23 protein-coding genes and 1 riboswitch are annotated in these 26,452 nt (G+C 64.3%); of the genes, 7 read left to right on the top strand and 16 right to left on the bottom strand.

What is annotated here, in order from left to right; translation table 11 throughout:
- From IFT98_RS02075 to cobO, 6 genes are read right to left on the bottom strand one after another with little or no spacing between them, the layout of a single operon-like run.
- Positions 1-1,467: a cobyric acid synthase gene (locus IFT98_RS02075; protein WP_192047497.1), complete on the bottom strand. Its 1,467-nt coding sequence runs from the start codon at positions 1,465-1,467 to the stop codon at positions 1-3.
- Positions 1,464-2,456: a threonine-phosphate decarboxylase CobD gene (cobD, locus tag IFT98_RS02070; RefSeq protein ID WP_192047498.1), complete on the bottom strand. Its 993-nt coding sequence runs from the start codon at positions 2,454-2,456 to the stop codon at positions 1,464-1,466. Before cobD ends, IFT98_RS02075 begins: the two co-directional genes overlap by 4 nt.
- A complete protein-coding gene (gene cbiB, locus IFT98_RS02065; RefSeq protein WP_192047499.1) occupies positions 2,449-3,357 on the bottom strand; it encodes an adenosylcobinamide-phosphate synthase CbiB in 909 nt (302 codons plus the stop codon). Before cbiB ends, cobD begins: the two co-directional genes overlap by 8 nt.
- On the bottom strand, positions 3,354-4,001 hold the full coding sequence (bluB, locus tag IFT98_RS02060; protein ID WP_192047500.1) for a 5,6-dimethylbenzimidazole synthase: 648 nt from the start codon (positions 3,999-4,001) through the stop codon (positions 3,354-3,356). The genes cbiB and bluB overlap by 4 nt, the downstream gene beginning before the upstream one ends.
- Positions 3,998-5,332 (bottom strand): cobyrinate a,c-diamide synthase, encoded by a 1,335-nt coding sequence (locus IFT98_RS02055; RefSeq protein WP_192047501.1) that lies wholly within the window; start codon positions 5,330-5,332, stop codon positions 3,998-4,000. The genes bluB and IFT98_RS02055 overlap by 4 nt, the downstream gene beginning before the upstream one ends.
- Positions 5,329-5,940 carry a cob(I)yrinic acid a,c-diamide adenosyltransferase gene (gene cobO, locus IFT98_RS02050; protein WP_122713022.1) on the bottom strand — a complete coding sequence of 204 codons (612 nt, stop codon included), beginning with the start codon at positions 5,938-5,940 and terminating at the stop codon, positions 5,329-5,331. Before cobO ends, IFT98_RS02055 begins: the two co-directional genes overlap by 4 nt.
- Positions 5,941-6,103: 163 nt before the next feature.
- A riboswitch (cobalamin riboswitch) is annotated at positions 6,104-6,326 on the bottom strand.
- 133 nt (positions 6,327-6,459) lie between these two features.
- Here cobO and IFT98_RS02045 point away from each other — a divergent pair.
- Positions 6,460-7,773, top strand: a complete 1,314-nt coding sequence (locus tag IFT98_RS02045) for a PQQ-dependent sugar dehydrogenase (RefSeq protein WP_192047502.1) — start codon at positions 6,460-6,462, stop codon at positions 7,771-7,773.
- Between the two features lie 39 nt (positions 7,774-7,812).
- Here IFT98_RS02045 and IFT98_RS02040 read toward each other — a convergent pair whose 3' ends face one another.
- From IFT98_RS02040 to IFT98_RS02020, 5 genes are all read right to left on the bottom strand, one after another.
- Positions 7,813-8,358, bottom strand: a complete 546-nt coding sequence (locus tag IFT98_RS02040) for a C40 family peptidase (protein WP_192047503.1) — start codon at positions 8,356-8,358, stop codon at positions 7,813-7,815.
- Positions 8,359-8,466: 108 nt separating this feature from the next.
- Complete coding sequence (locus IFT98_RS02035) at positions 8,467-9,102, bottom strand: C40 family peptidase (RefSeq protein WP_122713025.1); 636 nt, start codon at positions 9,100-9,102, stop codon at positions 8,467-8,469.
- 313 nt (positions 9,103-9,415) lie between these two features.
- Complete coding sequence (gene hda / locus IFT98_RS02030; RefSeq protein WP_043187952.1) at positions 9,416-10,120, bottom strand: DnaA regulatory inactivator Hda; 705 nt, start codon at positions 10,118-10,120, stop codon at positions 9,416-9,418.
- A 155-nt stretch (positions 10,121-10,275) separates the two neighbouring features.
- Positions 10,276-11,349 (bottom strand): AI-2E family transporter, encoded by a 1,074-nt coding sequence (locus IFT98_RS02025; RefSeq protein WP_192047504.1) that lies wholly within the window; start codon positions 11,347-11,349, stop codon positions 10,276-10,278.
- 91 nt (positions 11,350-11,440) lie between these two features.
- Positions 11,441-12,484: a DUF2066 domain-containing protein gene (locus IFT98_RS02020; protein WP_192047505.1), complete on the bottom strand. Its 1,044-nt coding sequence runs from the start codon at positions 12,482-12,484 to the stop codon at positions 11,441-11,443.
- A 245-nt stretch (positions 12,485-12,729) separates the two neighbouring features.
- Here IFT98_RS02020 and purM point away from each other — a divergent pair, with 245 nt between their 5' ends.
- The 5 genes from purM (at position 12,730) to IFT98_RS01995 (ending at position 17,260) form a co-directional block, all read left to right on the top strand.
- The gene (purM, locus tag IFT98_RS02015) at positions 12,730-13,788 is read left to right on the top strand and encodes a phosphoribosylformylglycinamidine cyclo-ligase (RefSeq protein WP_122478920.1); all 1,059 of its coding nucleotides are present in this window, start codon (positions 12,730-12,732) and stop codon (positions 13,786-13,788) included.
- Complete coding sequence (gene purN / locus IFT98_RS02010) at positions 13,788-14,435, top strand: phosphoribosylglycinamide formyltransferase (protein WP_192047506.1); 648 nt, start codon at positions 13,788-13,790, stop codon at positions 14,433-14,435. The genes purM and purN overlap by 1 nt, the downstream gene beginning before the upstream one ends.
- A gap of 8 nt (positions 14,436-14,443) precedes the next feature.
- A complete protein-coding gene (locus tag IFT98_RS02005) occupies positions 14,444-15,154 on the top strand; it encodes a DUF3108 domain-containing protein (protein ID WP_192047507.1) in 711 nt (236 codons plus the stop codon).
- Positions 15,155-15,483: 329 nt separating this feature from the next.
- Complete coding sequence (locus IFT98_RS02000) at positions 15,484-16,836, top strand: dicarboxylate/amino acid:cation symporter (protein ID WP_192047508.1); 1,353 nt, start codon at positions 15,484-15,486, stop codon at positions 16,834-16,836.
- A 241-nt stretch (positions 16,837-17,077) separates the two neighbouring features.
- The gene (locus IFT98_RS01995; protein ID WP_122478927.1) at positions 17,078-17,260 is read left to right on the top strand and encodes a hypothetical protein; all 183 of its coding nucleotides are present in this window, start codon (positions 17,078-17,080) and stop codon (positions 17,258-17,260) included.
- Between the two features lie 54 nt (positions 17,261-17,314).
- Here IFT98_RS01995 and IFT98_RS01990 read toward each other — a convergent pair whose 3' ends face one another.
- From IFT98_RS01990 to cysM, 5 genes are all read right to left on the bottom strand, one after another.
- The gene (locus IFT98_RS01990) at positions 17,315-17,857 is read right to left on the bottom strand and encodes a DUF2058 domain-containing protein (RefSeq protein WP_122797447.1); all 543 of its coding nucleotides are present in this window, start codon (positions 17,855-17,857) and stop codon (positions 17,315-17,317) included.
- A gap of 26 nt (positions 17,858-17,883) precedes the next feature.
- Positions 17,884-18,717, bottom strand: coding sequence for a nucleoside triphosphate pyrophosphohydrolase (gene mazG / locus IFT98_RS01985; RefSeq protein WP_192047509.1), 834 nt, complete (start codon positions 18,715-18,717; stop codon positions 17,884-17,886).
- Between the two features lie 37 nt (positions 18,718-18,754).
- Positions 18,755-20,998, bottom strand: coding sequence for a GTP diphosphokinase (gene relA / locus IFT98_RS01980; RefSeq protein WP_192047510.1), 2,244 nt, complete (start codon positions 20,996-20,998; stop codon positions 18,755-18,757).
- A 76-nt stretch (positions 20,999-21,074) separates the two neighbouring features.
- Positions 21,075-22,466, bottom strand: a complete 1,392-nt coding sequence (gene rlmD, locus IFT98_RS01975; RefSeq protein ID WP_192047511.1) for a 23S rRNA (uracil(1939)-C(5))-methyltransferase RlmD — start codon at positions 22,464-22,466, stop codon at positions 21,075-21,077.
- Positions 22,466-23,368, bottom strand: a complete 903-nt coding sequence (gene cysM / locus IFT98_RS01970) for a cysteine synthase CysM (protein WP_192047512.1) — start codon at positions 23,366-23,368, stop codon at positions 22,466-22,468. The genes rlmD and cysM overlap by 1 nt, the downstream gene beginning before the upstream one ends.
- A 285-nt stretch (positions 23,369-23,653) precedes the next feature.
- Between cysM and IFT98_RS01965 the strand changes: the two genes are divergently transcribed.
- Positions 23,654-26,407: a response regulator gene (locus IFT98_RS01965; protein WP_192047513.1), complete on the top strand. Its 2,754-nt coding sequence runs from the start codon at positions 23,654-23,656 to the stop codon at positions 26,405-26,407.
- Positions 26,408-26,452 lie beyond the last annotated feature (45 nt).

Raw genomic sequence — 26,452 nt, 5'->3', positions numbered from 1 at the left:
TCAGACCCCTCCCCCGGGCAAGCCGCACAGCTCGCGCAACCGCGCGGTGTCCAGGTGCTGCTCGACCAGGTCGGCCAGGCGCTCGATGTCGGCCTCGCGCAATGCGTGGTAATCCACCGACTGCACGTCGGCCAGCCCCGCCCAGCGCAGCAGTGCCATCGAAGACGGCGACGCTTCGAACAAGCCGTGCAGATAGGTGCCCAGAATCTGCCCGTCGGCACTGATCGCGCCATCGCGGCGACCGTCGCTCAGCTGCACCGCCGGATGATCCAGCGCCGCCCCGACGGTCACCCCGGCATGGATCTCGTAGCCGCTGACGGCGGCCTGTTCGAGGGTCAACTGGCCGGTCACGTTGCGCAGCTGCTTTTCCGCCTGCAGTTCGGTGGTGAATTCCAGCAGGCCCAGGCCCGCGCTGGAACCGGCCGCGCCTTCGAGGCCCAGCGGGTCGTCGATGCGCGTGCCGAGCATCTGCAACCCGCCGCAGATGCCCAGTACCTTGCCGCCATAACGCAGGTGGCGGGAGATCGCCTGTTCCCAGCCCTGGGCACGCAGGTGAGCCAGGTCGGCCCGCACGCTCTTCGAGCCGGGCAGGATGATCAGGTCGGCCGGGGGGATGTCATCGCCCGCGCCGATGAACTGCAGATCGACCTGCGGGTGCAGGCGCAGCGGATCGAAATCGGTGTGGTTGCTGATGCGCGGCAGCACCGGGACGATCACCTTGAGCACCTTGTCGGCCTTGCCCGACTGACGCCGATCCAGGCCGTCTTCGGCCTCCAGGTGCAGGTCCATCACATACGGCAGCACACCGATCACCGGCTTGCCGGTACGGGCCTCCAGCCAATCCAGGCCGGGTTGGAGCAAGGCGATGTCACCGCGAAAGCGGTTGATGACGAAGCCCTGAACCCGCGCCTGTTCGGTGGGCGAAAGCAGTTCCAGGGTGCCGACCAAATGGGCGAATACGCCGCCGCGATTGATGTCGGCGATCAGCAGCACCGGGCAGTCGACCGCCTCGGCAAAACCCATGTTGGCGATGTCGCCGGCGCGCAGGTTGATCTCGGCCGGTGAACCGGCCCCTTCGACCACCACTACCGGGTAGCTTGCGCTCAGCCGTTGGTGCGAAGCCAGTACCGCCTGCATGGCGATGGCCTTGTAGTCGTGATACGCGACGGCGTTCATGCTGGTCACGGCGCGCCCGTGGATGATCACCTGGGCACCGGTGTCGCTGTTGGGCTTGAGCAACACCGGGTTCATATCGGTGTGCGGCTGCAGGTACGCGGCCTGGGCCTGCACGGCCTGGGCGCGACCGATCTCGCCGCCGTCGGCAGTTACCGCACTGTTGAGGGCCATGTTCTGCGGCTTGAACGGCACCACCGCCACGCCCTGACGGGTCAGCCAGCGGCACAGCGCGGTGACCAGCGTGCTTTTCCCGGCATCGGAGGTGGTGCCCTGGACCATCAATGTGCTCATGCATGCTCCTTGCGATAGTCGCTCAGGGCGGACTCGAGTCGTGCCCAGTCGCCGTCGCGGGCAGGCAAACCGAAGCGCAGGCGGCTGTCCTGCTTGAACAGCCGCACGAGGATGCCGCGATGGGCGAGGAAATCCTGCAGGTGCTCGGCCTGCTCGTACACCACCGACTGGAACAGCTCGCAGCCGCCCTGGGGCGCCAGGTCGTGGCGCCGCAAGCATTGGCCAAGGCGCTCGCTGGCCGCTGCGCAGCGAGCGATCTGCGCTTGCTGAGTGGCCTCGTCGAGCAGGCAGGCTTGCCCCAGCTGGCGTGTCGGCCCGCTCACTGCCCACGGCCCGATCAGGTCGGCCAGCAGGCGCAGCAGGCGCGGCTCGCCGAGGACGAAGCCCAGCCGTACACCTGCGAGACCGAAGAACTTGCCGAACGAGCGCAGCACGATCAACCCGGGTTGCACGCCGTAGCGAGCCAGGCCGGCACGCGGCGTGTTGTCCATGAACGCTTCATCGACCACCAGCCAGCCACCACGACTGTTCAGACGTGCATTCCAGGCCAGCAGGCATTCGGCGGACAGCAGCCGGCCAGTGGGGTTGTTCGGGTTGACGACAACCAGCACGTCGAGGCTGTCGATGAAATGCTCGACCTCGTCTTCATTGATTTCCCGTACCACGTGCCCCGCCCGTCGCCAGCCCTCGGCATGTTCGGCGTAGCAAGGCGACAGCACCCCCACCCGTCCGCTGCGGCGAAGCCGTGGCAGGGTCTGGATCGCGGCCTGGGAACCTGGTACCGGCAAGACGTGGTCGAAGTCGTAGTAGCTGCGTGCCGCATCTTCCAGGCCATCTTCGTTTTCCGGCAGCCGCGCCCAGGCGCGGGCCGCGATCTCGGGCAGGGGGAAAGCCCATGGCGCGATGCCGGTGGACAGGTCGACCCAGTTGTCTTCGGCGATCCCGTATTCGAGCACCGCCTGGCGCAAGCGCCCTCCGTGTTCAAGCATCGAGCAAGCCTCCCAGACACAGCACCAACAGCCACAGCCACACGCCGCGCTGGACCAGGTTCCAGCCGCGCTCGATGCTGTCGGCATCTGCCGGCGCACCCTCGCCCAGCACGGCCCGCTCATGCAACTCGCCGTGATAGATAGCCGGTCCGCCCAGTTGCACGCCCAATGCGCCGGCGCCTGCCGCCATCACCGGGCCGGCGTTGGGGCTGTCCCACTGCGGTGCCTGGCGACGCCAGCAGCGCAAGGCCAGGCGGGTCTTGCCCAGCACGGCATAGGTGAGCGCGACCAGACGCGCCGGGATGTAGTTGAGCACGTCGTCGATCCGCGCCGCAGCCCAACCGAAACGCTCGAAGCGCTCGTTCCGGTAGCCCCACATGGCGTCCAGGGTATTGCTCAAACGGTAGAGGACAACCCCAGGCGCGCCGGCCACGACGAACCAGAAGATCGCCGCGAACACCGCGTCACTGCCGTTTTCCAGCACCGATTCGATGCCGGCACGGGCCACTGCTTCGGCGTCCAGCTCATCGGTCTGCCGACTGACCAGATAACCGACACGCTGACGGGCGCTGGCCAGGTCATCGCTGCGCAAGGCCTGGGCCACGGGCATCACGTGCTCTCCCAGGCTGCGCATGCCCAGCGCCAGGTACAGCGCGCCAATCTCCACCAGCCAGCCGACCAGCGGCAGCCAGGACAACAATGTCGCCAACAGGGTCAGGGGCACCACGGCCAGGAACCAGGCGGTGACACCGTGGCTGCGCCAGCCACGCCCGGCGCGGTTGAAACGTGCTTCGATCCGGTTGGCCAGGCGGCCGAAGGCAACCAGCGGATGGTGCCTGCGCGGCTCGCCCAACAGGGCATCGAGCGCGACCCCGGCCGCCGTCATCAACGCAATACTCACAACGATTTTCCCCATTGGTTTTCGTACAGCATGTGTTCGAGCGGCTGAGCGGCAGCCCAGCCTTCGAGTTCCAGCATCGGCGCTTCATAGAAACGCTCGACCGGCCCCAGGCACAGCACCGCCACCGGCTTGGCTCCAGCCGGCATGCCCAGTACCTCGGCCAGGGCCAGGGGATCGAACAGCGACACCCAACCCATGCCCAAACCCTCGGCGCGCGCCGCCAGCCACAGGTTCTGGATGGCGCAGGACACCGAGGCCAGATCCATTTCCGGCAAGGTCCGGCGGCCGAACACATGGCGCTCGCGATCGTCCATCAGCGCCGCCACCAGCACCTCCGCGCAGTCCGCGATCCCTTCGACCTTGAGCTGCATGAACTGGTCCGAGCGCTCGCCCATGGCGTGCGCGGTGCGCAGTCGCTCTTCCTCGACCAGCGCCTGGATGCGACCGCGCACATCGGCATCGCTGATGCGGATGAAACGCCAGGGCTGCATCAGGCCCACGCTTGGCCCCTGATGGGCGGCTGCCAGCAGCCGCGCAAGCAGCGCCGGCGGCACGCTGCCACCGGTGAAATGACGAATGTCGCGGCGTTCGGCGATCACCCGGTAGATGGCGGCGCGCTCGCTGTCGCTGTAGGGCTGGTTCATGACGCGATCCGATGCCCGGCTGCAGGCGCGCACTCATCGGGCGCAAACAGTGCGGCCACCGCCGTCGGATTGGACGGAAAATAGAAATGCACGTAAGAGGCCGTCATCCGCCCCTGGCGGTAAACCGCCTCGGCACCACGACCGCCGTTGGGGCTCACGCCACGGGCAATCGGCTGCAGCTCGGTACTGGTCAGCGAGTGGTGATAGGTGTGCCCGCGCAGTACCCCCTCCGGCAGCTCGACTGCTTGCAATGCCAGGGCTGCCAGACGCTTCTGCATGACCGCTTCGCCGGGCAGCAGACCCAGCAGTTGCGCGCGGGCCCCTTCGACATCGGTCAGTGCGTCGAGCAGGTAGAGCATGCCGCCACATTCGGCCAGCAGGGGCTTGTCCGCGGCATGGTGGGCGCGGATGTCGTCGAGCATCGAGGCATTGGCGGCCAGCGCCAGGTGATGCAGCTCCGGATAGCCACCGGGCAGGTAAAGGCTGTCGCAGGCAGGCAGACGCGGGTCGTGCAGCGGCGAGAAGAACACCAACTCGGCGCCCATGTCGCGCAAGACATCCAGGCTGGCGTCGTAGACGAAAGCGAACGCGGCGTCACGGGCCACGCCGACGCGCACGCCATTGAGCAGGCGCGCCACTGTATGTGGCGCCGGAGCTGCAAAGGTAACTGCAGGAGGCAATGCCACCTGGCAGGTCTGTGCCAGGGCGGCCGCAGCGGCATCCAGGCGTGCGTCCAGATCGTTGAGCTCGCTGGCCTGCACCAGCCCCAGGTGGCGGCTAGGCAGTTCGATCCCGGTTTCCCGAGACAACGCGCCGTACCAGCGCAGACCCTGGGTCAGGCTGCCCTCGAGCAATTGCGCGTGACGCACCGTGCCGACCCGGTTGGCCAGGACGCCGGCGAACGGCAGGTCGGGTTGGTAACAGGCCAGGCCCAGGGCAAGAGCGCCGAAGGTCTGGGCCATGGCCGTGCCATCGATCACGGCCAGCACCGGAACGCCGAAATGACGGGCCAGATCAGCGCTGGACGGCGTGCCGTCGAACAGGCCCATGACGCCTTCGATGAGGATGATGTCGGCTTCCTGCGCCGCTTCCCATAACAGCCGCCGGCTGTCCTGCTCACCGACCATCCACATGTCCAGCTGATAGACAGGCGCGCCACTGGCGCGGGCGAGGATCATCGGATCGAGAAAGTCCGGGCCGCACTTGAACACCCGTACCCGCCGACCCTGATTGCGATGCAGGCGCGCCAGGGCGGCAGTCACGGTGGTCTTGCCCTGCCCGGAGGCCGGGGCGGCGATCAGCACCGCCGGGCACTGGCGCGGCTCGGTCATAGTTCGATGCCCTTCTGGGCACGGATGCCGGCCTGGAACGCATGCTTGACGACGCCCATTTCGGTGACCGTGTCGGCCAGTTCGATCAGCTCGGGCTTGGCCCCGCGACCGGTGACGATCACATGCTGCATGGGCGGACGGGCCTGCAGATCATGCAGCACGGTGTCCAGGTCGAGATAACCGTGCTTGAGGGCAATGTTGAGTTCGTCGAGCACCACCAGGCCAATGGCCGGATCGCTCAGCAGTTGCCTGGAGACTTCCCAGGCAGCCTCGGCCGCCGCGATGTCTCGTTGCCGATCCTGGGTTTCCCAGGTGAACCCTTCACCCATCACGTGGTAGCGCACCTGCTCGGGAAAGCGCCGGAAGAACAGTTCCTCGCCGGTGCTGTTGCGCCCCTTGATGAACTGCACCACGCCGCACTGCAGGCCGTGGCCCATGGCTCGCGCGAGCATGCCGAACGCCGAACTGCTCTTGCCTTTGCCGTTACCGCTGAGCACCAGCAGCAAGCCACATTCATTGGGAGAATTGGCGATGCGTTCGTCCATCACGGCTTTCTTGCGCAGCATGCGCGCCAGGTGACGTGCGTCGCGTTCGGTGGTTTCGTTCATGGTGGCTCTCCGCTACACCTGCACGCAGGCAGCATCGACGCGACACCGCGGCCGGTTGGCCGAACAGTGAACGTCAATGCCGCTCTCCCCGCGCGACAGTACATGGGTCAGGGCACGACCCAGGCGCAACGACACCCGAAGATGAGCGCCGGCCCTGCAGTGTGCCGTAAAAGTGGACCAGGCCGGTCTCCGGGCTCACGAGCGGGGCTGTACACACCCAGGCCTCACGCCTTCCCGAATCGCTTCAGTGGCACCGTGTGCGGCCTTGACTCGTCTACCGTTGCGGGGGCAGCGCCGGAATGGCGCGTCGAACGCTGCGCACCGGCTTCCCTGTTTCACTCGCGTCGATCGTCCGATCGCCGAGCACCTGGAACAGCCGCGCAGGTTAGAGGGTTGCGCCAAGAGCGTCAATTGATCCCCTGCACCCGATCCCTGCTGCCGCTGACCGGCAACGCGGTTGAACCTTGCCAACCGCCAGTGCCTCTACCTTCTGTGAACAAAACCTCAGAGAGCCCGACCATGCACAAGACCCGCCTCGCTACATTGATCCTGCTGGCTGCCGGCCTCGCCGCCTGTGGCGAAACATCGTCACTGCAGGTCAGCGACGGGACGGGCCCCTCGCCCAAGCTGCCCGAGCCCAACAAGACCCTGATCCCTACCGTCAACATCGCGCCGGCGGTGGGCTGGCCAGCGGGCGGCAAGCCGATGGCCGCGCCGGGCACCCAGGTGGCGGCCTTCGCCGAAGACCTCGACCATCCGCGCTGGCTTTATGTGTTGCCCAACGGTGACGTGCTGGTGGCGGAAACCAATTCGCCGGCCAAGCCCGACGACAGCAAGGGCATTCGCGGCTTCGTCATGGAGAAAGTGATGAGCCGGGCAGGCGCTGGCGTGCCAAGCGCCAACCGGATTTCGCTGCTGCGCGACAAGGACGGTGATGGGGTAGCCGAGACCCGTACCGTCTTCATCGCCAACCTCAATTCGCCGTTCGGCATGACCTTGGTCGGCAACGATTTCTATGTGGCGGACACCGACAAGCTGCTGCGCTTCAAATACACCGATGGCGCCACCTCGATCACTGGCGCCGGCGAGAAGGTCACCGACCTGCCAGGTGGCACGCTCAACCACCACTGGACCAAGAACGTCATTGCCAGCCCGGATGGCAAGAAGCTGTACGTCACCGTTGGCTCCAACAGCAACGTGGGCGAGAACGGGATGGATCAGGAACAAGGCCGCGCGGCGATCTGGGAAGTCGATGCAGCTACAGGCCAGCATCGGATTTTCGCCTCGGGCCTGCGCAACCCCAACGGCATGGCCTGGGAACCGAAGACCGGCAAGTTGTGGACGGCGGTCAACGAGCGCGACGAGATCGGCAGCGACCTGGTGCCGGACTACATCACCTCGGTCAAGGATGGCGGCTTCTACGGCTGGCCCTACAGCTACTACGGTCAGCACGTGGACGTACGGGTCGAGCCGCAGAACCCCGACCTGGTGGCCAAGGCCATCGCGCCTGACTATGCAGTCGGGCCGCACACGGCATCGCTGGGCTTGAGCTTCGCCGACGGCAGCGGGCTGCCTGCCCCCTTCACCACCGGCGCACTGATCGGCCAGCATGGATCGTGGAACCGCAAGCCGCACAGCGGCTACAAGGTAGTGTTCGTACCGTTCGTGGACGGCAAGCCGAGCGGCCAGCCCATCGACCTGCTCAGTGGCTTCCTCAATGGCGACGAGAAAGCCATGGGTCGCCCGGTTGCGGTATTGCCCGACCACAAAGGCGGTGTGCTGGTTGCAGACGATGTGGGCAACAAGATCTGGCGAGTCACTGCCGCCAAGTGATCTGGCCTGAACAGGGCGAGGAAACTCGCCCTGTTGCAGTCACGGATTGCGCGCCAACTGGCCAGGTTGCAGCACCCGCTTGGCGTTGAGATAGGCTTTCTGCCAATAGGGCTTGTTCAGGTAATCGAGCTTGACCGTGCCGCCGCTCGACGGGGCATGGACGAAGCGCCCCTCCCCTACATAGATCCCGGCATGGCTGACCTGCGAGCCACCGCTGGTGGCAAAGAACACCAGGTCCCCGGACTGCAGGTGCGACTGGTCGACATCAGGAGAGCGCATGACGATCATCTCCCGCGTCGAGCGCGGTAGCGCAATGCCGGCCGCATCGCGATAAACGAAGCTGATCAGGCCGCTGCAGTCGAACCCCGAGTCGGGCGTATTGCCACCCCAGCGGTACGGCGTGCCCACCAATCCCAAGGCCCTGAACAGCACGTCATCGGCAGCGCCGACCATGTCGTTGTTGGGGTTCATGACGATCGGATTGATGACTTTGGGCCTGACAACCTTGGCCGGAGGCGCGCTGGCGCAGCCGGCAAGCAAGGCGGCCATTGCGATTGAAGCGAAAACGCGTGCCTGGGTAGACATGTACCGAACCATCCTGAGCCGACTGCCGTAATAGACTAGATTCATTACCCGAAAACACAAACGGCGCTGAGGTTTTCACCTCACCGCCGCTTTGTCGCACTGCATCCGTTATTTGCTGGAGATCATCGTGGCCGGCGCCATGGCCAAGGCCCGCTTGGCCTCGATGAAGGTCTTGCTCCAGTAGCTGTCGCCCAGGCTATCGACCCGAACGCCACCGCTGCGGCGGCTGCTGGAGTGGATGAACTGGTCATCGCCCAGGTAGATGCCCGCGTGGCTGACACGACCACGACCATTGGTGCTGAAGAACAGCAGGTCACCCGGCTTGAGCTTGTTGCGTGCGACCAACGGCGCCTTGACGTTGATCATTTCACGAGTCGAGCGCGGCAGGTTCATGCCCGCCTCTTCGCGAAACAGATAACCAATGAAACCGCTGCAATCGAAACCCGAAGCCTTGTCGGTGCCACCGAAACGGTAGCGAGTGCCGATCAGGGATTTGCCACGCTCCAGAATGCTGTCGGCCAGGATCGGCAGGCTGTACGCCTTGCTGCCGTCGAACTGGACCAGTTCGTCTTCGGTGGTGATTTCTTCTTCGAACAGCAGCGAAGCCTTCGAGGGGGATTGGTGCGGCTGGACGGCGGTAACTGGGTCCAGAACCTGCTGCTGGGAGACCGGCGCTTGCGCCGCGCAACCGACCAACAGGGTCAACAGTGCGATGGGCACGAGGGGTGCTAAGCGATTGAGCATGGGCACGACCGTGACGAGGAATAGTGAAGGAGAGGCGACTATACCTGTATCGCGATTATTTGCAAATTCAATCGAACGAAATGTGACTCAGGAGAATTACGGTGACATCTAACGCCCCATTTTGCAGCCCTGCTCGCACCCAATTGCACGATAATGACGCTGAATCCCCGGATTCATTGGCTGAAAGATAATCTCAAAATGCCACCATGATGACTGGACGCCTATACAGATAAGCATGCTGCAATCACAGCTTTAGAACCGATTGGAACACCCATGAAACAGGTCATAGAGCGGCTGAATCGACCCGCCCTTTCTACCACCCCAGTGTTTCCTTGAGGAAAGGAATGGTCAGCTTGCGCTGCGCCTGCAACGAGGCCTGATCGAGGCGCTCGAGCAGCTCGAACAGTGCACTCATGCTGCGCGTGCCACGGGTGAGAATGAAATGGCCGACCTCATCGGTCAGGTGCAGGCCGCGACGCGACGCACGCAGCTGCAGGGCGCGCAGCTTGTCCTCGTCGGACAGCGGGCGCATCTGGAAAATGAGAGCGAGGGTCAGGCGCGACTTCAGGTCGGCAAGCTTCACTGGCAGTTCGCGAGGCGAATGGGAGGCGGCGATCAGCAGCCGGCGGCCACTGTCACGCAGCCGGTTGAACAGGTGGAACAGGGCTTCTTCCCACTCCGGCTTGCCGGCCACCACCTGCAGGTCATCCAGGCACACCAGCTCGTACTGGGCCAGGTCATCAAGGATGCCGACGCCGCGATCGAGCAGTTCGGCCAGCGGCAGGTAAACCGCCGGCTCGCCCAGTTGCTCGAAGCGCAGGCAGGCTGCGTGCAGCAAATGGGTGCGCCCTACCCCGTGCTTGCCCCACAGGTAGATGAGGCTTTCGGTCCAGCCGGCGTCGGCTTCGCACAGGCGCTCGACGTAGCCGAGTGCCGCGGCATTGGCGCCTGGATAGTAATTGATGAAGGTCGCGTCATCCCGCAGACGCACACCTAGGGGCAGCTGAATCGGTTTCATGCTGGCTGAACAGCCCTGGGATCGAGCTGCAACGGGCCTCAATGTGAAGTGTGCAAAGTCTATACCTGCCCGGGCAGCCGCACAATGCGCAACACTGCTTGGAAAATCAAAGGTTTACAGTTTGGCTGCAGCGCGCCCCGCAGGGCCCGCCGCGCTCACAGGTCTGGATCCTCGGACCCGGCGTAGATGTTCGAGTCCTTGTACAGGTCGTGCATGTGCCGCACCAGGACCATGATCACCGCAGCCACCGGCAGCGCCAGCAGCACGCCGGTGAAACCGAACAGCTCGCCGCCGGCGAGAATGGCGAAGATCACCGCCACCGGGTGCAGGCCTATGCGATCGCCCACCAGCAAAGGCGTGAGCACCATGCCCTCCAGTGCCTGGCCGATCATGAACACGGCAACGATGGCGATCATGTGAAACGGGTCCAGGCCAAACTGGAACAGGCCGGCGATGATCGCCGACCCGATGCCGATGACGAAACCCATGTACGGCACGATGGCCGCGAGCCCGGCCACGACGCCGATCAACAGACCCAACTGCAGGCCCACCAGCATCAAACCGGTGGCATAGATGACACCCAGGGCCAGCATCACCAGCAGCTGGCCGCGCACGAACGCGCCCAGCACCTCGTGGCACTCACCCGCCAGGCGCACGATCTGCCCTTCCCGTTGCCGTGGCAGCAGACCGCGGATCTTCGCCATCATCAGGTCCCAATCGCGCAACAGGTAGAAGGCGACTACGGGGATCAGCACGAAATTGGCCAGCCAGGCCATGAACGCGAGACCGGACGCCGTGGCCTGGGACAGGATGACCCCGACCATGTCGGTGGTCTGCCCCATGTGGCTGCTGATGGCGGCCTTGATCTGGTCGAACTTCCAGAACCCTTCGGCCAAACCGAGCCGCGTCTGTACCCATGGCAGCGCGGAATGCTGCAACCAGTCGAGCATCTGTGGGGCCATCTGGTACAGGCTGACCAACTGCTTGGCGAGCATGGGGATGAGCACCAACAGCGCCAGCACTAACACCAGCGTGAACAGGGCGAACACCACCACTACGCCCCAGGTGCGCGACAGCTTCCATTTCTCCAGTCGGTCGACCAGCGGATCCGCCAGATAAGCCAGCAGGATACCCACCAGAAAAGGCGAGAGAATCGGATGCAGCAGGTAGAAGAACACGCAGAGCAGCAGCACTGCTCCCAGCCAGAACCAACGGCGCATATCAGTCATCGGGCAGCCCAGCTATATATAGAAGAGACAAAACGGGAATTGGGAGGCTCGGGGTGCGACACCAGTGTTGCGCCGCACGCCCTTTGTCGGCTTACCAGCGGAAGCTTAGATCTGGCGCAGGCTGGGGCGCTGGCGATGGCGTACCGGGAACCGCCTGGGCATCGACCGGTACCACGGGCGCCTGGTACGGCACCTCCTGCAGTTTGGCCAGGCCCAGTTGCGCGCGCAGCTGCTCGGCACTGCCCGTCACCCGGTAGACGACCTTGTCGCCGTCCACCGTGCGCAGGCGCGCACCGTAGGATTCGAGCAGGCGACCCATCTGCGCGTAGCGCTCCAGGTTCATGCCTTCGACCGCGAGGGTCATTTCGCTGCTGGCACCGGGCTTGGCCACGAAACGCGTGGCCAGGCGCTGACTGACGGCCAGCAGCACGGCATCGGCAAGGGCGGCCTGGTCGGCGCCCTCGGCTTTACCCTGTTCGCGCTGGCTGCCCAGCCACAGGCGCCAGGTGCCGGACCATTTGCCGTCTTCTTCGCGCGCATGCACAGCCAGCAAGCCATCGGCACCGTAGCGCTCGGACGCGCCACGCAGCGCCGCCGGGTCGCTGGCTTCGATGTTCTGCGCCGTACCCACGCCCTGTTCGCCGAGGTCGGCCAGCGGCAGGCGCAATGGCAGACCGCGATGCTGGGCGGCGCGGCGCAGCGGCTCGGCAGCGGATTGGCCGTCACCGACCAGGCTGCTGCCCTCGACGCTGTCGCTCAGCCACCAGCCCAGGATCGAAGGACGGTTGCTGCCCCAGGTCGGCAGACCGGCCGAGCGCAAGGCGGTGTCGGTGCTGGCCATGTCGAAATCGACCTGCAGCGACTCGGGCGGGCCTGCATCGTAGCCGTACTGGCTGATGATCTGCTGCGGATCCTTGCGCACGCTGGCCAGGCCCGGGCTGGCAAACGCCTTGGCATCGCCGGTCAGGCGCAGCACCAGGGTTTCCAGCGCACGCTGGGTGGCCTGGGTACGCTCTTCGGGCGTCTGGCTGGCCACGGGCTCGCGCACCTGATACAGGTTGCTGATGGTTTCGGCGTGCAGCGACACGCTCGACAGGGTGATGCAGGTGGCTAGCAGGTAATGGCGCAGACGCATGGACGTTTCCCGACGGTAATAGCGGATTGAGGCTGTGACCGTACAATCGGCAAAAAGCTCAGTGGTCAATCTCGGCGCCCAATGTAGCATGCCCGCGCGCGCCTTGGCTGCGGGCGGGCGCAGGCCGGCAATGGCACAACCGTCGAACCACGCTGGTGACGTTCGGACAAGCCTGATAAAATCGCGCGCCTTCGTGGATCGACGACGGTCGACTCCCCCGACTCCCTCCTTTAAAGGCCTGGATCATGAGCAATAAACCCTCCGTGAGCTACAAGGACGCCGGTGTAGACATCGACGCCGGTGAAGCACTGGTCGAACGCATCAAAGGCGTCGCCAAGCGTACCGCGCGCCCCGAGGTCATGGGCGGCCTGGGCGGTTTTGGTGCCTTGTGCGAAATCCCGGCCGGCTACAAGCAGCCCGTGCTGGTGTCCGGCACCGACGGTGTGGGCACCAAGCTGCGCCTGGCACTGAACCTCAATCGCCATGAAAGCATCGGCATCGACCTGGTTGCCATGTGCGTCAACGACCTGGTGGTGTGTGGCGCCGAGCCGCTGTTCTTCCTCGACTACTACGCCACCGGCAAGCTCAACGTCGACACCGCTGCCACCGTGGTCACCGGCATCGGCGCTGGTTGCGAACTGGCCGGCTGTTCCCTGGTAGGCGGCGAGACGGCCGAGATGCCTGGCATGTACGAAGGCGAAGACTACGACCTGGCCGGCTTCTGCGTGGGTGTGGTCGAGAAGGCCGAAATCATCGACGGCAGCAAGGTCGCCAACGGCGACGCGTTGATCGCCCTGCCGTCTTCGGGCCCTCACTCCAACGGCTATTCGCTGGTGCGCAAGATCATCGAAGTCGCCGGTGCCGACATCGAGACCGTCGAGCTCGACGGCAAGCCGTTGACCGACCTGCTGATGGCACCGACGCGCATCTACGTCAAACCCCTGCTGCAATTGATCAAGGACACCGGCGCCGTCAAGGCCATGGCCCACATCACCGGCGGCGGGCTGCTCGACAACATCCCGCGGGTCCTGCCCAAGGGCGCCCAGGCCGTGGTCGACGTCGCCAGCTGGCAGCGTCCTGCGGTGTTCGACTGGCTGCAGCAGCAGGGCAACGTCGATGAGCACGAGATGCACCGCGTGCTGAACTGCGGCGTCGGCATGGTGATCTGCGTGGCCCAGGCCGATGTCGAGAAAACCCTGGCGTCCCTGCGCGCCGCCGGCGAGCAACCTTGGGTCATCGGTGAAATCGCCCAGGCCGCTGAAGGTGCCGCGCAGGTCGAACTGAAGAACCTCAAGGCTCACTGATGCCTTCGACCTGTAACGTAGTGGTGCTGCTGTCGGGCACCGGCAGCAACCTGCAGGCCTTGCTGGACAGCCTGCAGGCAGGCAACCCCGCCCGCATCGCCGCGGTGGTTTCCAACCGGGCCGATGCCCTTGGCCTGCAGCGCGCACGCGATGCAGGCATCGAGGCACGAGTACTCGAGCATCAGGGCTTCGCCGACCGCGAAGCCTTCGATGCTGCCCTGATCGACCTCGTCGACCAGTATCAACCCCATCTGGTGGTCCTGGCCGGCTTCATGCGCATCCTCAGCCCGTCGTTCGTGCGCCACTACCAAGGCCGTCTGCTCAACATCCATCCCTCCCTGCTGCCGCGCTACAAAGGCCTGCACACCCACCGCCGCGCGCTCGAGGCAGGGGACCGGGAGCATGGCTGCAGCGTGCACTTCGTCACCGAGGAACTCGATGGCGGGCCACTGGTCGTACAGGCAGTGATTCCGGTACAGTCGACCGACACGCCAGACACGCTGGCGCAACGGGTGCATGCCCAGGAACACGAGATCTACCCGCTGGCAGTGCGCTGGTTCGCCGAAGGCCGTGTGCGCCTGGGCGAACAGGGCGCACTGCTCGATGGCCAGCCGTTACCGGCTTGTGGCCATTTGATTCGACTCTAGGAGTTTATATGCGTCGCGCCCTGCTCTTCGCCGTTGCCCTGCTGGCCCTTCCACTTCACGCCGCAGAGCTCAAGCCCTTTTCCGCCAGCTACACGGCCGACTGGAAACAGCTGCCCATGAGCGGTACTGCCGAGCGCAGCCTGAGCAAGGGCGCCAACGGCGACTGGACCCTGGCGTTCAAGGCCTCCATGATGATCGCCAGCCTGAGCGAAGTCAGCACCCTGCGTGTCGACAAGGAAACCATGCTGCCCGAGACCTACAATTTCGAGCGTGGCGGCCTGGGCAAGGCTCGCAAGGTCAACCTCGACTTCGACTGGGCGGCCAAGAAAGTCACCGGCACCGACCGTGGCGACCCGATCAGCCTGCCCCTCAACACGGGTGTGCTGGACAAATCCACTTACCAGCTGGCTTTGCAGCACGACGTCGCCGCAGGCAAGAAGAGCATGAGCTACCAGGTGGTCGATGGCGACGAAATCGACACCTATGATTTCCGCGTGCTGGGCACCGAGAAAGTAGAGACCAAGGCGGGTCAGGTCGATGCGATCAAGGTCGAGCGCGTGCGCGATCCCACTCAAAGCAAGCGCATCACCGTGCTCTGGTTCGCCAAGGATTGGGACTACCTGCTGGTGCGTCTGCAGCAGGTCGAGACCGACGGCAAGGAATACAACATCATGCTGCAGGACGGCACGGTGGACGGCAAATCGGTCAAGGGCAGCTGAGCAACTGCCTTGCGGTAATGCCAAGGGCCCTGCGGGGCCCTTTTTCGTGGGCGGATATCCGCCATGGTTTCGGCACACAGCGCTGCGCCGGGCGGATTCCCGCCACTTGTACAGCTATGTGACGACAACCATACCCCTGCCCAGCCCGCAGCCACCCGTGTTGTGCCATCAGTGCGCGACTATGGCACGGCACCTGCAATACATTCCGCAGAGGTTTGCCACCGTGCAACTCGCCCACAACAAATCCCTCCAGACAGGAGGGTTCGTGCTTTAGGTGTCGCGAACACTCCGGAACGGGTGCCAGGCGATACACTTGAGGAACTTGCAAAATGACGACTCGTCAGCCGCTGTACAAATCGCTGTATTTCCAGGTGATCGTCGCGATCATCATCGGTATTCTGATCGGCCACTTCTACCCTCAGTTCGCGGTCAAGCTCAAGCCCTTCGGCGACGGCTTCATCAAGCTGATCAAGATGGTCATCGCCCCCATCATCTTCTGCACCGTGGTCAGCGGCATCGCCGGCATGCAGAGCATGAAGTCGGTCGGCAAGACCGGTGGCTACGCCCTGCTGTACTTCGAAGTCGTCTCGACCCTGGCGCTGATCATCGGCCTGGTCGTGGTCAACGTGGTCCAGCCCGGTGCCGGCATGCACGTCGACGTATCGACCCTGGACGCCAGCAAGATCGCCAGCTACGTTTCGGCGGGCGCTGACCAGAGCATCGTTGGCTTCATCCTCAACGTGATCCCGAACACCATCGTCGGCGCCTTCGCCAACGGCGATATCCTTCAGGTGTTGATGTTCTCGGTGATCTTCGGTTTCGCCCTGCATCGCCTGGGTGCCTACGGCAAGCCGTTGCTGGACCTGATCGATCGCTTCGCCCACGCCATGTTCAACATCATCAACATGATCATGAAGCTGGCGCCGCTGGGTGCGTTCGGTGCCATGGCCTTCACCATCGGCGCCTACGGCGTGGGTTCGCTGGTGCAGCTGGGCCAGTTGATGATCTGCTTCTACGTCACTTGCGTACTGTTCGTGCTGCTGGTGCTGGGCGCCATCTGCCGCGCTCACGGTTTCAGCGTGGTCAAGGTCATCCGCTACATCCGTGAAGAGCTGCTGATCGTTCTGGGCACTTCTTCCTCGGAATCGGCACTGCCACGCATGCTGATCAAGATGGAACGCCTGGGCGCGCAGAAGTCGGTCGTAGGCCTGGTCATTCCGACTGGCTACTCGTTCAACCTGGACGGTACCTCGATCTACCTGACCATGGCCGCCGTGTTCATCGCCCAGGCGACCGACACCACCATGGACCTGACTCACCAGATCACCCTGCTGCTGGTGCTGTTGCTGTCTTCCAAGGGCGCTGCCGGTGTCACCGGTTCGGGCTTCATCGTGCTGGCCGCTACTCTGTCGGCCGTTGGCCAACTGCCGGTCGCCGGCCTTGCACTGATCCTGGGTATCGACCGCTTCATGTCCGAAGCACGCGCACTGACCAACCTGGTCGGTAACGCGGTTGCCACCCTGGTGGTTGCCAAGTGGGTAGGCGAGCTGGACGAGAAAGTCCTGCAGACCGAGCTGGCTTCCGGTGGCCGCGCCATCGTCGACGGTCGCCCGGAAGACGACCTGGGCGTTGCCGAAGGCCGTGATGCCGACACCGCGCCGCAGAGCACTACCCTGCGCTGATCCCGTGCAGTGATAAAAAAACCCATCTTCGGATGGGTTTTTTATTGGATGAAATTTGTTTCACAGCACTGAACCCACTGCGACAATCCGCCGCAGCGCACGGCCCACGGGCGTTTGCCGATTGCGGCAGTTTCAGTAAAAAACTGTTGCAGGATTTGTCTGTTTACTTAGCAAGCTACCCAACTCTATAACAAAGACCTGCACACGCCAAGTTGCAGATATTCGAGAAAGGAGCTTTCCCATGACTGTAAAAGTGACCGAACGCGACGAAGCCCATATGTCCCACGAAGGCGTGGCGGCAGGCATCCAGATCTGGGATGTCTACCAGCAGGACCTGTTGGTAGGGATGTTCCACAACGAGAACGATGCCCACAGCTACAAGAACGAACTGGAAACACTCGAAAGCCAACGCGCTTCGAATTGACCGTTCGCCGCGCAAGAAAAACCCCGCTCAGGCGGGGTTTGTCGTTTCAGGGCGTTACCACATCAGGTCGTCCGGAATCTTGTAGGCGGCGTATGGATCTTCTGCCGACTCGACTTCTTCGGTGGCCACATTGAGCATGACGATGCGCTGCGGCGCACGCTCCTGGACCTTGAGCGCGGCCTCGCGCGGAATGACTTCGTAGCCTCCACCATGCTGCACGATCGCCAGCGAACCGTTGCTCAGCTTGCTGCGCATCAGGTTGTTGACCGACAGGCGCTTGACCTTCTTGTCGTCGACGAAGTTGTAGTAGTCCTCGGTGGTGAGCTTGGGCAGCCGGGTCGCCTCGATCAACTGCTTGACCTGCGCGGCACGGGCCTTCTCCTCGACCTTGTCCTGCTGCTGGCGATTGAGCTCCTGGTCGCGGCGCGCCTTCTCGGCCATGGCTTGCTGGGCGATACGCTGCTGCGTGTCGTCCACCTCGACCTGGCCCTTGTTTTCCAGACGCTTCTGCTTCTGCTTGTCCTTGCTGACTTGCTTGACCTGCTTCTGGTTGACCAGTCCAGCTTTCAACAATTGGTCGCGGAGGGAAAGGCTCATGGTGTTCTGCTCACTTATAAAACGGCTCAGCCACAGCTGGGCAGATTCTGTTCCTGACGTTTGGCCTCGCCCCACAGGGCGTCCATGTCTTCCAGGGTGCAATCTTGGATGTTGGTATGGGTGTCGCGCAATGCCTGCTCGATGAAGCGGAATCGCCTGTCGAACTTGACGTTGGCGCCGCGCAGGGCATTTTCCGGGTCGACCTTGAGGTGGCGGGCCAGATTGACCACGCTGAACAGCAGGTCGCCGATTTCTTCGGCCACCGCGGGCGCATCGTCGGCGGCCATGGCCTCCAGCACCTCGTCGAGTTCTTCACGGACCTTGTCGAGCACCGGCAGCGGTCCCGGCCAGTCAAAACCGACAACCGCGGCACGCTTCTGCAACTTGGCGGCACGCGACAAGGCCGGCAGCGCTGCGGGCACGTCGTCAAGCAGCGACAGCTGCTCGCCCGCCCCGCCCTTCTCGGCACGCTCCTGGGCCTTGATTTCCTCCCAGCGCTGCTTGACCTGTTGCTCGTCCAGCTGCGGCGTGTCCAGCGCGGCGTACAGATCGCCGGTGGGGAACACGTGGGGGTGGCGGCGAATCAGCTTGCGGGTGATGCCATCGACCACGCCGTCGAACTCGAAACGGCCCTCCTCGCGCGCCAGCTGGCTGTAATAGACCACCTGGAACAGCAGGTCGCCAAGCTCGCCCTGAAGATGCTCGAAGTCCTCGCGTTCGATGGCGTCGGCCACCTCATAGGCTTCTTCCAGGGTGTACGGCACGATGCTCGCGTAGGTTTGCTTCACGTCCCACGGGCAACCGTGCTGCGGGTCTCGCAGCCGGGCCATGAGGTTGAGCAGGTCTTGCAGTGTGTACATGCTCGGGCTCTTTGCAAAAGTGTCGGGATCCGCCGGCTCACGGCGTCCGGTTGCGGCGTGTCTCGATGATGTTCGGCAACTGCGAGATGCGTCCGAGCAGGCGCCCGAGGGCGTCGAGGCCGGGGATCTCGATGGTCAGCGACATCAAGGCGGTGTTGTCTTCCTTGTTCGAGCGGGTATTGACCGCCAACACGTTGATCCGCTCGTTGAGCAGGATCTGCGAAACATCGCGCAGCAGGCCCGAGCGGTCGTAGGCACGGATGATGATGTCGACCGGATAGGTCAGCACCGGCACCGGGCCCCAGCTGACCTGGATGATCCGTTCCGGCTCGCGCCCACCCAGTTGCAGCACCGATGCGCAGTCCTGGCGGTGAATGCTCACACCGCGACCCTGGGTGATGTAGCCGACGATGGCATCGCCGGGCAGCGGCTGGCAGCAGCCGGCCATCTGCGTCATCAGGTTGCCGACGCCCTGGATCTGGATATCGCCACGCTTGCCCGGCTTGTAACCGGTGGCCTTGCGGGTGACCAGCTCCATCGGCTCGTTGCCGCGCTCGGGTTCGACCAGTTGCTGAGCCGAATTGACCAGATGCGCCAGGCGCAGGTCGCCCGCGCCGAGGGCGGCGAACATGTCTTCGGCGCCCTTGTGGTTGGCTTTTTCGGCGAGCTGGTCGAAGTCGACCTGAGGCAGGCCCAGGCGGCTGAGCTCGCGTTCGAGCAGCGACTTGCCGGCGGCGACGTTCTGGTCGCGCGCCTGCAGCTTGAACCAGTGGACGATCTTCGCCCGTGCGCGGGACGTGGTGACGTAGCCAAGGTTGGAGTTGAGCCAGTCACGGCTGGGCGTGCCGTGCTTGCTGGTGATGATCTCGACCTGCTCGCCGGTGTTCAGGCTGTAGTTGAGCGGGACGATGCGGCCGTTGATCTTGGCGCCGCGGCAGTTGTGGCCAATTTCGGTGTGCACGCGGTAGGCGAAGTCCAGGGGCGTCGCGCCCTTGGGCAGGTCGATGGCGTGGCCGTCGGGGGTGAACACATAGACCCGGTCGGGCTCGATGTCGACCCGCAACTGGTCGGCCAGGCCACCGATGTCGCCCAGTTCCTCGTGCCATTCCAGCACCTGGCGCAGCCAGGAGATCTTTTCTTCGTACTGGTTGGACCCGGCTTTGACGTCGGTGCCCTTGTAGCGCCAGTGCGCGCAAACACCCAGCTCCGCCTCTTCGTGCATGGCGTGGGTGCGAATCTGCACTTCCAGCACCTTGCCCTCGGGGCCGATGACCGCGGTGTGCAGCGAGCGATAGCCGTTCTCCTTGGGGTTGGCGATGTAGTCGTCGAACTCCTTGGGGATGTGCCGCCAGAGGGTGTGCACGATACCCAGCGCGGTATAGCAGTCGCGCATTTCCGGGACCAGCACGCGAACCGCGCGCACGTCGTAGATCTGGCTGAACTCCAGGCCCTTGCGCTGCATCTTGCGCCAGATGGAATAGATGTGTTTCGCCCGCCCGCTGATGTCGGCCTTGACCCCGGTGTCGAGCAGCTCGTTGTGCAGCTGGCTCATCACGTCGGTGATGAAACGCTCGCGATCCAGGCGGCGTTCGTGCAACAGCTTGGCGATCTGTTTGTACTGGTCGGGCTCCAGGTAGCGAAACGACAGGTCCTCGAGTTCCCATTTGATGTGGCCGATGCCCAGCCGATGCGCCAGCGGCGCATAGATGTCGAACACCTCGCGGGCCACGCGGTTGCGCTTCTCGTCGTCGGCGCTCTTCACCGCGCGGATCGCGCAGGTACGCTCGGCCAGCTTGATCAGCGCCACGCGGACATCGTCGACCATGGCCACGAGCATCTTGCGCAGGTTCTCGACCTGTACCTGCGACCCCAGCACCATGGACTGGCGCGGGCTGAGGCTGGCGCTGATGGCCGCCATGCGCAGCACGCCGTCGATGAGCTTGGAAACCGTACTGCCGAAGCGCCTGCCGACCTCTTCCAGGCTCGCCTTGCCCTCGCGGACCGCGCGGTAGATGACCGCGGCCATGAGTGAGTCCTGGTCGAGCTTGAGGTCGGCGAGAATCTCGGCGATCTCGAGCCCCGCCTGGAAACAGGACGTGCCGTCGGCCCAGGAATGCTGGGCCGGATTGCCCACCAGTTCGGCGGCCTGGGCGAACTCGCAGGCCTGCTTCAAGGCCTCGCGATCCAGCACCAGATCCACGCTGACGATATGATCCAGCCATGCATCGAGATTGATACTGCCGTCGGTGTTGATCGGCTGGCGTGCTCTCACCTGTACCATCTTGCTTACCTTTCCCTACAACACGCCGAAGCGCATCAACAGTCGCTGGCTATGACCAATGCTGGGCCGGCAGTGATCAGGCGTTTCGCGCGCCAGTCGGATTGGACGGGCCATCCTGGCCCGCTTCGAATAACGCCATGGCCTCGACATGCGCAGTTTGCGGAAACATGTCGAGGATCCCGGCTCGTTTTAGCCTGTAGCCTTGCCTCAACAATTCGACCGTATCGCGGGCCAAAGTTGCCGGGTTACAGGAGACATACACCAGACGTTGCGCACCCAGTGCGCGGATCGTGCGCACCACCTCGAAAGCACCGTCGCGAGGTGGATCCAAGAGTACCGCAGAAAAACCTTCACCGGCCCACTCGGCGGCGTCCAGAGGCTGCGACAGGTCGCTCTGGTAAAAGCCGGTGTTATGCAAATTGTTGCCAGCGGCATTGTCGGCAGCGCGCTGCACCATGGCCGCCACGCCTTCGACCGCCACCACTTCGCGCGAGCGCTGTGCCAGTGGCAAGGCGAAGTTGCCGAGCCCGCAGAACAGATCCAGGACTCGCTCGTGCGGTTCAGGTGCCAGCCAGGCCAGCGCCTGGGCGATCATTGCGTCGTTGACGGCCGCATTGACCTGGACGAAGTCGCCCGGTCGGTAGGCCAGCTCAAGCTTCCAGGGCGCCAGAGCGAACCCCAGCGATGCGTCCGGTTGCACCGGCGCCGGCTCGCCTTCGCCCTGCAGCCACAGCTGCAGGTTCGCCGCCGTGCAGAAGGCCTGCAAGGCTGCCAGGTCAGTATCGGCCAGCGCGGCGGTATGACGAAGCAGCAAGGCCAGTGCGGTACCCGCGTACAGCTCGACGTGCCCCAGCGCCTGGGGCTTGACGAAGCTGCGCAGCAGCTGTGGAAGCTGCTCGATGACCGGCTGCAGCGCCGGCACCAGGACCTGGCACTGGCTGATGTCGACGATGTCCTGGCTCGCCGCGGCACGAAAGCCCACGGCCAGATGACGCGCCTTGGGATCCCAGCGTACCGCCAGGCGGGCACGCCGGCGATAGCCCAGCTCGGGCCCGCTCAGTGGGGCTGCCCACTCCTGCGGCTCGACACCGGCCACGCGCGACAACTGCTCGGCCAGCAGACGCTGTTTGAGCGCCAGTTGCTGGTCGTGCGGCAGGTGCTGGATGCTGCAACCGCCGCAGGTGCCAAAGTGCGGACAAGGCGCCGGTCGTCGCAGCTCGCTGGCCACGAGCACGCGCTCGCAGCGCGCTTCGACGATCTTGCCGTGGGCATTGAGCACCCGGGCTTCGACCTGCTCGCCGGCCAAAGCGCCACTGACGAACCAGGTTCGCCCTTCGAGGAAGGCAATGCCGCGCCCGTCGTTGGCCAGGCGCTCGATCGGCAGGCGCTGTTTCTTGCCGGTCGGCACTTGCGGCGCACGGGTGCCGCCTGTCGGCTGGAAGCGCAGGCCAGGTTTAGTTCTGGCCATCAGTTGGGCGCGTCGAAGATGCCGCTGGACAGGTAGCGGTCGCCGCGATCGCAAATGATCGCGACGATGACCGCATTGCTCACTTCACGCGACAGGCGCAGCATGCCCGCCACCGCGCCACCGGACGACACGCCGCAGAAGATGCCTTCTTCACGCGCCAGTCGGCGGGTGGTGTCTTCGGCTTCATGCTGCGCCATGTCGATGATCCGATCGACCCGATCCGCCTCGTAGATGCGCGGCAGATACTCTTCAGGCCAGCGGCGGATGCCGGGGATGGCGGCCCCTTCCATGGGTTGCAGACCGACGATCTGCACCGCGGGGTTCTGTTCCTTGAGAAAGCGCGAAGTGCCCATGATGGTGCCGGTGGTGCCCATGGAGCTGACGAAATGGGTAATGGTACCGGCCGTCTGCTGCCAGATTTCCGGACCGGTGCTGCGGTAGTGCGCCTCGGGATTGTCGCCGTTGGCGAACTGGTCGAGGACCTTGCCGTGCCCTTCCCGCTGCATGCGTTCGGCGAGGTCGCGCGCGCCTTCCATGCCCTGCTCGCGGGTGACCAGAATCAGCTCGGCGCCATAGGCGGTCATGGCCGCCTTGCGTTCGGCCGTCGAGTTGTCGGGCATGATCAGAATCATCTTGTAGCCCTTGATCGCAGCCGCCATGGCCAGGGCGATGCCGGTATTGCCGGAGGTCGCTTCGATCAGGGTGTCGCCGGGCTGGATCTGCCCACGGCTTTCGGCGCGGCTGATCATCGACAGCGCCGGGCGGTCCTTCACGGAACCGGCCGGGTTGTTGCCTTCCAGCTTGAGCAGCAAGGTGTTGCTGGTCTCGCCAGCCAGGCGCTGCAGGCGCACCAGCGGCGTGTTGCCGACGCAGTCGGCGATGGTTAGGTACTGCGGGGTCATGGCGTATTCGCAATCCAGACTGCGGGGGTGGCCTATCATACCGGCAAACGCGGCCTACCCATATCACGCAAAGTGCGCACCTTATAGCGTGAAAGCATAAGCAGCCGGGAGGCGGCTTTTATACCGGCAAGTCGAATGCCCTCCTGTGACATTGAGTGGCTCTGGTTCGGCCCGTCGCGACGTTGCACATGCCCGCGAGCCCAACCCCTCGGCGCACGCGACTGGCGCATCGTCACGGCCCGCTGTATTTTCCCACCATTGCTCAGTCAGAAAGGCGCCTGCGGCGTGTTGAAGAAACTCGGTATCAAAACCCGCGTGCTGCTGCTCGCGCTCATTCCGGCCACCTGCATGGCGCTGATCCTGGGTGGTTACTTCACCTGGATGCAGCAATCCGACCTGCAGCGGCAGTTACTGCAGCGCGGCGACATGATTTCCGAACAGCTCGCGCCGCTGGCCGCCCCGGCACTGGCGGCCAAGGACCGCGAGCGCCTGGAGCGCATCGCCGCACAATCCCTGGAGCTGACGGACGTGCGCTCGGTGACCTTCCTGGGTGCGGACAGGTCCCTGCTCGCCCATGCCGGGCCGATGATGCTCAACGCCGTGCCGATCGGCAACAGCACACACTCGTTGCAGCGCAGCGGCTTCGACGCCACGCGCTATCTGATGCCCGTGTTCGGCCGCCATCGCGATCTGGCCAGTGACGAGGTGCCCGGCGAAGTCGATCATCTGCTGGGCTGGGTCGAACTGGAACTGTCTCATGACGGCACCTTGCTGCGTGGCTACCGCAGCCTGTTCGCCAGCCTGCTGCTGATTCTCACCGGGCTGAGCATCACCGCGCTGCTCGCGGCGCACATGAGCCGCAGCATCAGTGCGCCGATTCGACAGATCAAGGACACCGTCACGCAAATCAAGGACGGCAATCTGGAAAGCCGCGTACCGGCCATGGGCAGCCACGAAATGGACGCCCTGGCCGCCGGCATCAATCGCATGGCCGAAACCCTGCAGGATGCTCAGGAAGAACTGCAGCACAGCATCGACCAGGCCACCGAAGACGTGCGGCAGAATCTGGAAACCATCGAGATTCAGAACATCGAACTGGACCTGGCGCGCAAGGAAGCGCTGGAAGCGAGCCGGATCAAGTCCGAATTCCTCGCCAACATGAGTCACGAAATCCGCACCCCGCTCAACGGCATACTGGGTTTCACCCACCTGCTGCAGAAAAGCGAGCTCACCCCTCGCCAGCTGGATTACCTGGGCACCATCGAAAAATCCGCGGACAGCCTGCTGGGCATCATCAACGAAATTCTCGACTTCTCGAAAATCGAGGCCGGCAAACTGGTACTCGACAACATTCCCTTCAATCTGCGCGACCTGCTGCAGGACACCCTGACCATCCTCGCACCCGCCGCCCATGCCAAGCAGCTCGAACTGGTCAGCCTGGTCTACCGCGATACCCCGCTGTCACTGATCGGCGACCCGCTGCGGCTCAAGCAGATCCTGACCAACCTGGTCAGCAACGCCATCAAGTTCACCCGCGAGGGCACCATCGTCGCGCGCGCCATGATGGAGGACGAGAACGAAGACAGCGTGCAACTGCGCATCAGTGTCCAGGACACCGGTATCGGCCTGTCCGGTCAGGATGTACGGGCGTTGTTCCAGGCATTCAGCCAGGCCGACAACTCGCTGTCGCGGCAGCCCGGCGGCACGGGCCTGGGGCTGGTGATTTCCAAGCGTCTGGTCGAGCAGATGGGTGGCGAGATCGGTGTCGACAGCACACCTGGCGAGGGTTCCGAATTCTGGGTCAGCCTGAATCTGCCCAAGGCTCGCGACGATGCCGAAGATCTGCCCTCGGCGCCCCTGCTCGGCCGCCGCATCGCCATCGTCGATGGCCATGAACTGGCGCGCCAAGCGTTGCAGCATCAGCTCGAAGACTGTGGCCTAGACGTCACCGACTTCAAGTCGCTGGACAAGCTGGTGCTGGCCACCCACGCCGCGCGTCAGGCAGGGCAGCCGCTGGACCTGGCCGTGCTGGGCATCACCGCGCACGAGATATCGCCGGAACGTCTCGCCGTACAGATCCGCGAGATCGAGCAGAGCGGCTGCCAGGTGCTGGTGCTGTGCCCGACGACCGAACAGGCGCTGTTTCATGCCGCCGTGCCCAACGCGGATCGTCAGTTGCAGGCCAAGCCCAGTTGCACGCGCCGGCTGCGCCGCGCGCTGGCAGACCTCATCAACCCCAAGCAATTGCGCTACGAAAGCCCCGAGGGCAGCGGCGAGCGCGCGCCGCGCGTGCTTTGCGTGGACGACAACCCGGCCAACCTGCTGCTGGTGCAGACCCTGCTCGAAGACCTCGGCGCCGAAGTGCGTGCGGTGGACAACGGTGCGGCGGCGATCAAGGCGGTACAGGAAGGCGGGCTCGACCTGGTGCTGATGGATGTGCAGATGCCGGAGATGGACGGCCGCGAAACCACCGAGCGCATCCGCCTGTGGGAAAGTGCCCAGACCGGTACCGCCCTGCCCATCGTGGCGCTGACCGCCCATGCGATGGCCAATGAAAAGCGTGCCTTGCTGCAGAGTGGGATGGATGACTACCTGACCAAGCCCATCAGCGAACGCCAGCTGGCCCAGGTCGTGCTGAAATGGACGGGGCTGGCATTGAGCGCGCAAAGCCTGGACAAGACCGCGGACCTGCCACTGGAAAGCAATACCCTGCAGGTGCTCGATGCTGCCGAGGGCCTGCGCCTGGCGGCAGGCAAGGCCGATCTGGCCGCGGACATGCTGGCAATGCTGCTGGCGTCGCTGCAGGCCGATCGCGAAGCGATTCAACTGGCGCGGATCAATGCCGATCAGAACGCCATGATCGAGCGGGTACACCGCCTGCACGGCGCCACCCGCTACTGCGGGGTGCCGCAATTGCGCGCTGCCTGCCTGCGCAGCGAAACCTTGCTCAAGCAGAACGATCCGGCAGCCCTGGCGGCGCTGGATGAACTGGATGAAGCCATCACTCGCCTCGAGGAGCAGGCCCGCGCGATGGCCTGAGGCCGCGCCGTGGCCGGCGTGCTAGCATGGCGCGTCTATTTGGAG

The organism is Pseudomonas sp. CFBP 8770, assembly GCF_014841705.1.
In the GTDB taxonomy this organism is placed as follows: domain Bacteria; phylum Pseudomonadota; class Gammaproteobacteria; order Pseudomonadales; family Pseudomonadaceae; genus Aquipseudomonas.
The sequence above is the reverse complement of the archived record's forward strand: the minus strand, read 5'-3'. Positions and strand labels throughout refer to the sequence as shown.